Origin of the sequence: Algoriphagus sp., assembly GCF_024305035.1 — a bacterium.
GTDB lineage: Bacteria > Bacteroidota > Bacteroidia > Cytophagales > Cyclobacteriaceae > Algoriphagus.
The window spans coordinates 1633-8700 of sequence record NZ_JAMWZB010000059.1; the positions used below are offsets into that span (position 1 = coordinate 1633).

A 7068-nucleotide genomic window follows, 5' to 3' on the forward strand; every position below is an offset into this window, starting at 1 on the left:
AGTTCCAACAAATCCACGGACGTGACTTTGTCAGATGAGACGGACACGAAGTTTCCTACTGAGAAAGCGGTGAAGACTTATGTGGATGGGAAAGAAATTGATCTGTCAACTAAGGCTGTTGGTGTACTTCCAATTGCAAATGGAGGAACGGGTTCAGAAACACAAAATTTTGTGGATTTAACTACTGATCAGATCGTTGCAGGAAGTAAAATAATGAGTAATGACCTGAAAGTAAGTGGAATAACAGTAGGAGTAGGCGGAGGGGATTCAGAATCTGCTTCATATAATACAGCCCTTGGGCTGAATGCATTGGTCAACAATACAGGCTGGGGCAATACGGCCATAGGAAGGGAGACTTTATCAATGAATGAAAATAGTAATAATACAGCAGTAGGTTACCTTGCACTTAAACAAACTTTGCATGGTAATTCCTTGGTTGCTGTCGGTTCAAAAGCCCTACAGTCAAATACAGAAGGGAATGTAAATACTGCATTGGGAGCGTCAAGTCTGGGCAATAATACCATGGGAAGTGAGAATACCGCAGTTGGAGGAAATGCTTTAATAACCAATGTTTTAGGCAGTAAGAATACTGCAATAGGAAGGCTTGCTGATGTTTCAAGTTCAAATTTAAGCAACGCTACAGCAATCGGGTATGCTGCCAAAGTAGAAGCAAGCAATACCATTCAATTGGGAAATTCGGCTGTAACTGATGTAAAAACGAGCGGGACCCTAACTGCTGGTCAGGTTCAATACCCCAACACACATGGTATAGCAGGTCAAGTATTATCAACTACAGGAACTGGCTCCTTGACTTGGATTACTCCTTCTTCAGTTTCTAGTGATGACTTTGTGGATCTAACCACTAATCAAACAATAAATGGAATTAAAAGCTTTGGCTCTAATTTACTTGTCAATGGGATTACTGTAGGGGGGAGTAAAGGAGGGTTGATAGGAGCTGAACCAAGAAATACCATGTTAGGTTTCAATGCCACGACTGGTGAGTTTGCAGATGAATCGACGGCTATAGGAAATAGAGCAAGTGCATCTGGACCTCAATCTATAGCTATTGGTTCTAATGCACAAGCAAATCAAACGCAAGGAATTTCTATTGGTTATTATTCCTCAATAGAATCAGGGTATGGCTTTGCTATTGGAAGTTATTCTAAGTCGAATGCCATGTACTCAGTGGCTTTGGGAGCCTTTTCAAAAACTGAAGGTAATTACGCGGTAGCTCTTGGGTATGAGGCTGTAGCTAGCGCCGAGAATTCCATAGCCTTAGGTAAAAATGCAACGGTATCTACTACCAATACCATCCAACTTGGAAATACTGCAATAACCGATGTAAAAACATCAGGAAAGATCACCACTGGAGCCATAACCTTACCGAATACCGATGGTACAGCGGGTCAAGTGCTTTCCACCAATGGTTCGGGTGAAGTAAATTGGGTGACCACATTCTCTGGTTCCATTGTAAGGGAAGTAGCTGATGAATTTACTGCCACAGCATCCCAGACGAGTTTTATTTTGACTCAAACACCATCCTCTAATAGTAAAGTGAAAATGTATGTAAATGGGATCCGCCTCAGTAATACCGCTTACTCGGTGAGTGGAAATACACTGACTTATAATCCTACTAATAATGGGGGATATGTGCTTGCAGCAGGAGATAGAATTCAAATGGACTTTTACTATTAAGCAATGAAATTAAAATTACTATATCTTCTTTCATTCATTTTGGCATCTTCCTCTTTTAAGGTTCAGGCTCAATTGAGTGATTTGCATTATCTACCACCTTTGAAACAAGCTACTAATGAAGTGGCTATAATTGACCAAGCACTATATCTATCCACACCAGAGACGACTCCTTTTGATATAGAAATCTTTAGGGGGTCAAGTAGTACACCCTATGCCACCATTTCCATATCGAATGTTAGTCCTGGCCTTTATACACTACCTAACGGGGATAATGACATTACATTAGTTTCAGATGCCAATACTGGAATAGTTCTTAGTAATTCCGGATTAAGGCTACAATCTAAAGGGGGGCAAAAGTTTTATGCCAATTTTCGGGGTAAAAATAGTGCTCAGGGAACCTCTCTGACATCAAAAGGCAGACAGGCCTTAGGCACCTCTTTTAAATGGGGAGGTTTACCTTTGGGATATTCTAATAGTACGGGTGTAAATGCAACTCTGGGAATAATGGCTACCGAAGATGGTACAGTGGTGAATGTCTTTGGCTATGATCCCGATGTAGCATTTCGTGCTCAAGCGAATGGTTTTGGAATGACAGATGATACCAAACAAATCATCTTAAATGCAGGAGAATCCTTTGTATTTGAAGTCAAAGCAGATGGTACGGCCGTCCAAAGAGATGGTTGGCTGGGGGCTAGTATTACCTCCAATAAAAAAATAGCAATTAGTAATGGCTCATTATTGTTAAGGGGCATTGACGATGTTTCTATAGGTGGATGGGATGCTGGAATAGATCAACCATCACCAGAAAATATTATAGGGAAAGAGTATGTATTTGTCAGGGGAAGAGGTATGGATATACAGGAGTATCCAGTAATCATAGCCACTCAAAATGGGACAGATATTTTTGTAAATGGATCTTCCACACCTTTTGCCAGCTTAAATGCTGGAGATTATATTAAAATCCCTGCTTCTTTCTATTCTGTGAATGTAGGAGGTGGGAATATGTTTGTTTCTTCCAATAAGGATATCTATGCCTATCAAGTGATGTCTGGGGATACTCAAATCGCTACAGGTGGACTTAATTTTATATCACCTGTTAATTGCCTCATGTTTACGAGTATTGACAATGTGCCTTTTATAAACAATTTGGCTGGAACTACCATCTCCGGTGGAGTAACCATTATAGCATCTACCTCAATCCCCGATAATGAGATAATTATATCCTATGAGTCTGTAGTGAAATCTGCCGCAGATTTTACAGTAAGAAATGTGCCTGGAACTGATCAATGGAAAACAATTTATGCCGAAGGGTTAACAGGAAATGTGAAAGTAGAGGCTAGTGGACCAATTGCCGTGGGTTATGTGGGTGTTTCTGGGTTAATTGGGGTAGCAGGGTATTACTCAGGTTTGGACAATGTGCCAAATTTAGTAGTTCAACTTGTTGGAGATGGATGTTTGCCGGGGACTATTTTACAGGCTACTGAAGGTTTTTCCAGCTATGCTTGGTTTAATGAAGGTGTTTTGATTCCTGGAGAGACAGCGAATACCTTCACACCCGAATTTCCGGGTAGCTACAGTGTAGAGGTGAGTATGGGGCCATGTATCTATGAATCGGCTCCACAGATTGTAGTCAATTGCAATCCTGAAATTGTTTTAAGTAATCTGGCTGATATCTCTTCGGGAAAACCTGATGAAACCATCACTTTTACTATAAAAGCCAAGTATATCGGTGAAGAAATACTGACTGATTTGGTGGTCAACAATGTTATCCCTGAGGGGCTGACTCTCAGTACTGCAACACCTTCTTTTGGTACTTGGACCGGATCTGGGCAAAATTACAATTGGAACATCGGAACCATGTATAATGGTGAAGAACATATTCTGAAAGTTGTAACTACTGTTGACAATATTAGCGGGAGTAGGCAGGTGACTTACACCACTAGTAATACCCAAACCCAAATTGATGGGAATACTTTAGTTGATGATCCTACTGAAACAGTTTTGTTGTACATAGATCCATTGCCGGAGATAAGTAGTTTTGGAGATATTAACAAGTTGCTTTTCGACGGATCTTTCGAATTAAAATCACCAAAATCTAACAGTACCGGTACTTTTTCATACAGTAGTGATAATTCAAGTGTTGCCACGGTAAGTGGAAATATAGTCACAATTACCGGTATCGGTACAGCTACGATTACAGCCACACAGGCAGCGGCCGCCGGGTATGATCAAAGCTTTATTACCGCAAAATTGAGAGTTAATGCAACCGAAGCACTGCTCACCAATTATGGTGAAAGGACAACGTCGAAAATAAATTTTGTAAACCCCAATGGGGCTTTAAGTAGTCGAAAAGGTATAGGAGCAGGAGGTAAACTGGTAGATACCAAATCTCCTATATCAAATGATATGGATTTAGTGCTATGGCTTGACGCTGAAACGAAGAGTAGTTATAATCGATTGGACAATACCTGGTATGACTTAAGTGGAAACTTTAACAATGGGTCACTCAATAATAATTTTAACTATTCCATTAGCAATTCTAACAGCTTTGTATTTAACGGCAATAACAATTTTGTGGACTTCGAAGAAGGCTTCCCTTCTACTGACCACCTAAGTATTGAAGCCTGGGTTTTCCCAACATCCTTTGCAGGTTCTTATTCATCCATTTTTAGCCACGATAATTGGGATTTGGGTATGGTTCGTTTACAGTTTTCCGGTAGTTTATTGAATATGGAAATAAATGGCGCCAACAGTGTCAACTCAACCTATTCATTTACTCCTGGGCAGTGGTATCATGTGGTGGCAGTTTATTCCAAAACAGCCCAATCTATACGGTTTTATGTCAATGGAGAGTTGACCAACGAAGCCTCTACCGGAACAAATTCTCCAAGTATAGTCAAAGTGCCCTTTTCAATCGGTTCGCTTTATGGAGCAAGCAATTTCTTAAAAGGAAATATGGGTATAATCAAAATATATACCCGTGCACTAGAAGCTACAGCGGTAAGTGAAAATTTCGAAAGAGATAAAGGTCGCTTTGGATTTTAATATTTTCTATACCCAATGAAAACAAGCATAAATATGAGAGCCGTATTACGTATTTTCTTCTTTTTTACCTTGACTTCAAATGCTTGGAGTCAAGATCTTACGCTTTCTGGCAATGCGGTCCTTTTTATGAATGCTGATGGACTGCCTGTGTCCACCGGTAGACTTATTCTTAATGGGAATAGCCGTGTTATAGGAGCCGAAGGCATCAGGCTCCTTTCTTCTGATTTTATTTATCTTAAAAGTCCGGAGGCCCGCTTGTTTACCATGGAAATGGGCAGTCGAACTTCAATTACGGTGCCTGTAGGAATTGACAGCAAGTCTCAATTGATTTTTCGTAGTGGTGATCCCGCTATTTCTTTTAGCATTGGCATGGATACTAATGAAGATACAGATGCATTGCCCTATAAATGGAATATCGGGCCAAATTCTGATGGTAGTGAAGCGGAATCTACTATTGAGTTTTCTTGGGAAAAATCCATAGAGCCTTCCGACTTCGAGCTTAAAGCATTGGTAATAAACCAAGATGAAAAATGGGAGCTTATTTTAGATCAAGAGGTGGATGAAAGTAAAATCTCACTTTTAGGCTTTTCTGAGTTTGATGAGAGGGGGGGCTTTTTTACTGTGAAAAATTTTGATAGGGATTTAGATGAGGATGAAGTGCCGGATATTATAGAAATCGGTGAAACTACAGATCTTGAAGATCCAGGGAATTATCTCGACAGTGATGGAGACGGAGTGCCCGACTACTTGGAGATTAAAGATGGTACAGACCCCGATGGTCCCGAGGATTACTTGGATAATGAAGGAGATGGTGTCCCGGATTACTTAGGTTATCGTTCACCTGTTGGTTTTATGGATCTTAAGGATGTTTTAATTGATTGGGGATTGGAAAATTATCAGCCTCTTTTCCAAGATTCAGTTCTAACTATGCTTGGTTCTGGTAGGTTAGTCACACTTCCTTTAAACTGGGATTACTCTGCATTGAATGTTTTTGCCAGGGGAATATATCCGGTGGATAGCGACTTGGAATTGCCTAAGGGAGTCTTCAACGCTTACGAATTGAGGGCAGAGGTAGATGGAATTGTCTTGCCTAAACCTTCCCCACTTGATGTGGATCTCACTAATTCAAATTTCATGGGAGACGAGGAAATATTTTTTATCCCAATTGGAGCATTTATCATCGAGGACCCAGTAGATCAGATTCATACCGTAGCTTTATTGGGATCGGAGTATGATAATAAATACTTCGAAATCAAGGAAAATATCCTGTTTTGGAGTAGCGCTGCAAGAGCTGAAGGAAGAGTTACATTTAAAATTCTTGTTCGCGTTACCGATAGAGATGGGAATACATTGGATAAGTTTTTTGAAATCACAAGGGGAAGAGCAAGTTTGGAAGAAATCATCATTTTCAACACGTTTAGTCCAAATGAGGATGGAGTGAATGACACTTGGGGCGTTCCAGAAATCAGATTCTTCCGTGGAGCAAGAGTTCAAGTCTTTGATCGAGGTGGGGCAAGAGTATTTTACACGGAGAATCCGGATGTACGCTGGGATGGGACCTTTAAAGGAAAAAATCTGCCGACAGGTGCCTACACCTGGGTGATGGAAGTGATCGAGACCGGAGAGAAGCGGATGGGCGTGTTGAACCTGATCCGGGAGTAAAGTCTGAACCATGATCCAAAGAAGAAAAGAACGAACAAGCAGAAAAACACAGCACGTGATGAATTATATTCTCAGAACTATCAGCGCAACTATCCTGCTGTCGGCATCTTTGCTGACGGCAGGGGAGGCTTATTCCCAGTCGCGGAAATACATCAGCCAGTTTTCCCATTTTCAGAGCTACTTCAATCCGGGCTTGACCGGCTACGAGGGGAGTACGGTGCGGGGCTTTGTTCGGAATCAGTGGGCGGGGATGGAAGGTTCCCCGAAGACCTACTTTTTCAGCGCCGAGCTGGACTTTGGTCAGTTGTCCGGCGAGGAAGATCCGGACCTGATGGGACAGAACGCGGTATCGGTGAACCTGCTGCATGATACCTACGGAGCCTTCCGTGAGACCGAGTTGATGCTGGGCTATGCCTCAAGAGTACGGATCAGCGAAAGCCACAGCTTAAGACTGGGTGCGGGGATCAACTACCAGCAGGTGAGGCTGGACGGCAACGCGTTGAGTCCGGAGGAGCAGAACGACCCGACGCTGGGTCAGTACCTGGGTCAGTTCACCGACATGCAGGTGTTGGACTTCAACCTGGGCTTGGCGTTGACCCATCAGAAATACTACGTGAGTTACGGGATGCACCGGGTGAACGGGGGCCGGATCACCTCAGGGGACAG

Annotated in this window: 4 protein-coding genes; all 4 read left to right on the plus strand. The window is 42.0% G+C overall.

Features of this window, described 5'->3' with window-relative positions:
- On the plus strand, positions 1-1695 hold a 1695-nt coding region (locus Q0L00_RS19350; protein ID WP_297338542.1), incomplete at its 5' end, for a hypothetical protein.
- Between the two features lie 3 nt (positions 1696-1698).
- Positions 1699-4740: a LamG-like jellyroll fold domain-containing protein gene (locus Q0L00_RS19355; protein WP_297338543.1), complete on the plus strand. Its 3042-nt coding sequence runs from the start codon at positions 1699-1701 to the stop codon at positions 4738-4740.
- Between the two features lie 33 nt (positions 4741-4773).
- Entirely contained in the window at positions 4774-6402 is a 1629-nt protein-coding gene (locus Q0L00_RS19360; RefSeq protein WP_297338544.1) for a gliding motility-associated C-terminal domain-containing protein, read from the plus strand.
- 58 nt (positions 6403-6460) lie between these two features.
- Positions 6461-7068 (plus strand): PorP/SprF family type IX secretion system membrane protein (locus tag Q0L00_RS19365; protein WP_297338545.1); only part of this gene is annotated, 608 nt, incomplete at its 3' end.